Source organism: Rossellomorea aquimaris (genome assembly GCF_020172085.1).
Classification (GTDB): domain Bacteria; phylum Bacillota; class Bacilli; order Bacillales; family Bacillaceae_B; genus Rossellomorea; species Rossellomorea aquimaris_E.
On sequence record NZ_JAIVAT010000017.1, the window covers coordinates 1 to 1,391 of the forward strand.

At 47.0% G+C, this 1,391-nt stretch carries 9 tRNA genes and 1 rRNA gene; all 10 read left to right on the top strand.

Going from position 1 to position 1,391, the window contains the following annotated elements:
* The 10 genes from rrf to LCL96_RS23310 all read left to right on the top strand — a co-directional run bounded on the left by rrf (position 1) and on the right by LCL96_RS23310 (position 1,220).
* Positions 1–117, top strand: a 5S ribosomal RNA gene (gene rrf / locus LCL96_RS23265).
* Between the two features lie 12 nt (positions 118–129).
* Positions 130–205: transfer RNA gene (locus LCL96_RS23270), tRNA-Val, on the top strand.
* Between the two features lie 26 nt (positions 206–231).
* Positions 232–307 (top strand) — tRNA-Thr (locus LCL96_RS23275).
* Positions 308–506: 199 nt separating this feature from the next.
* Positions 507–582: transfer RNA gene (locus LCL96_RS23280), tRNA-Lys, on the top strand.
* Between the two features lie 64 nt (positions 583–646).
* Positions 647–731: transfer RNA gene (locus LCL96_RS23285), tRNA-Leu, on the top strand.
* Between the two features lie 8 nt (positions 732–739).
* Positions 740–814, top strand: a tRNA-Gly gene (locus LCL96_RS23290).
* A gap of 7 nt (positions 815–821) precedes the next feature.
* Positions 822–910 (top strand) — tRNA-Leu (locus tag LCL96_RS23295).
* A gap of 65 nt (positions 911–975) precedes the next feature.
* A tRNA-Arg gene (locus LCL96_RS23300) sits at positions 976–1,052 on the top strand.
* A gap of 7 nt (positions 1,053–1,059) precedes the next feature.
* Positions 1,060–1,136: transfer RNA gene (locus LCL96_RS23305), tRNA-Pro, on the top strand.
* An 8-nt stretch (positions 1,137–1,144) separates the two neighbouring features.
* Positions 1,145–1,220, top strand: a tRNA-Ala gene (locus LCL96_RS23310).
* Positions 1,221–1,391 lie beyond the last annotated feature (171 nt).

Here is a 1,391-nt window from a genome sequence, read left to right on the forward strand (position 1 = left end):
TCTGGTGATAATGGCGAAGAGGTCACACCCGTTCCCATGCCGAACACGGAAGTTAAGCTCTTCAGCGCCGATGGTAGTTGGGGGATCTCCCCCTGTGAGAGTAGGACGTCGCCAGGCGATACATATTTCGGAGGATTAGCTCAGCTGGGAGAGCATCTGCCTTACAAGCAGAGGGTCGGCGGTTCGATCCCGTCATCCTCCACCATTTTTTATTTCTTGAAAATTTAATATGCCGGTGTAGCTCAACTGGTAGAGCAACTGACTTGTAATCAGTAGGTTGGGGGTTCAAGTCCTCTTGCCGGCACCATTGGTTTTTTTATTTTGTCTCTTTTTTTGTTTTGAGAGCCATTAGCTCAGTTGGTAGAGCACGAAAGAATAAACTTCATTGAGTTTACTTCTAGCGTACAGCTCGAGCAACTTCTTGCATAGACTTCCTGAGAGCTGGACGTCGAAGATGCATGATGAGTTCAGATCAAACTTTATGTAATAACTTGATTTTATATCAAGAGCCATTAGCTCAGTTGGTAGAGCATCTGACTTTTAATCAGAGGGTCGAAGGTTCGAGTCCTTCATGGCTCACCAAAGATTTTTGCGACAGCAAAATATCTTACCATAGGGTTTTCGTTAATGCGAAAATCATTTATATGCGGGTGTGGCGGAATTGGCAGACGCACCAGACTTAGGATCTGGCGCCGCAAGGCGTGGGGGTTCAAGTCCCTTCACCCGCACCAATACTTGCGCGGAAGTAGTTCAGTGGTAGAACACCACCTTGCCAAGGTGGGGGTCGCGGGTTCGAATCCCGTCTTCCGCTCCAAAGACTTGCCGGGGTGGCGGAACTGGCAGACGCACAGGACTTAAAATCCTGCGGTAGGTGACTACCGTACCGGTTCGATTCCGGTCCTCGGCACCAAAGTTTTTTGCGAAAGCAAAATAACTTTCCTTACGTTACTTAGTGAAAAAACAAGAATACATTTTGCGCCCGTAGCTCAATTGGATAGAGCGTTTGACTACGGATCAAAAGGTTAGGGGTTCGACTCCTCTCGGGCGCGCCATATATGTCGGGAAGTAGCTCAGCTTGGTAGAGCACTTGGTTTGGGACCAAGGGGTCGCAGGTTCGAATCCTGTCTTCCCGACCACTTTATTTGGGGCCTTAGCTCAGCTGGGAGAGCGCCTGCTTTGCACGCAGGAGGTCAGCGGTTCGATCCCGCTAGGCTCCACCAAAAAATATTTCAAAAAGTCATTGACACTAACTGAGTTGAAATGATATGATAATCAAGTCGCTTCAAACGAAGCACTTACACATTGAACCTTGAAAACTGAACAAAACAAGACAATACGTCAACGTTAATTCTAGATTTATTTTTAAAGAGCTATTCAAACTTTTATCGGAG